Genomic DNA, 610 nt, shown 5'->3' with positions numbered 1-610 from the left:
TGGCCATTGACCGCGGACGCATCCCACCCCAGTTCGTGAGTGCAACCACCGGGGAAAGCGGCAAGCGCCGCACCCTCTATGTGGATGTGGAGGGCTTCGCCTCACATCTGCGCAACAAGTGACGCCATCGAGGCGCTGTCAAACCAGCGCTGGTATAGGGACGTGTGCACCATCAGCGAGTGTCCGAGGCTTTTGGCCGCCAGGGAAGGGCTGATCTGTGGGTTGTGAATCGCCCGTACCGCCCAGGCATGGCGCAGGTCGTAAGGCAGAAACGGCGCCTCATAGCGATGCAGGGCAACACCCAGCTGAGAACCAACCGTGCGGTGATCACGCTCGAGGTTGATCGAAGGCAGACGCTTGTTCTGGAGCTCCCACCGCTCAATCCACGCCTTCGGTAGCGGCAGCCCTTGGCGGGCTCCAGTCTTGCCGCCGCGGACCACTACTAGCCCGTTACTTTCGACCGAGGCCATCAGCAGGGCCTCATGGGGCCTGGCGCCGTAGGTGGCGCAGATCCCCGCAACCCACTGCCAGCCTGCTGGCAGCCCATCAATCACCTCGAGGATCACCTCATCGCTAGGCAGGCTGCGAGGAGCCGCATCCTTCAGCGGGG

At 63.8% G+C, this 610-nt stretch carries 1 protein-coding gene; it reads right to left on the bottom strand.

The features are described 5' to 3' along the window. Nucleotides 1-101: 101 nt before the first annotated feature. On the bottom strand, nt 102-610 hold a 509-nt coding region (locus tag C7K08_RS15055; RefSeq protein WP_479725442.1), incomplete at its 5' end, for a site-specific integrase.

Origin of the sequence: Synechococcus lacustris str. Tous (genome assembly GCF_003011125.1) — a bacterium.
GTDB classification, from domain to species: Bacteria; Cyanobacteriota; Cyanobacteriia; order PCC-6307; family Cyanobiaceae; genus Synechococcus_D; species Synechococcus_D lacustris.
The sequence above is the reverse complement of the archived record's forward strand: the minus strand, read 5'-3'. Positions and strand labels throughout refer to the sequence as shown.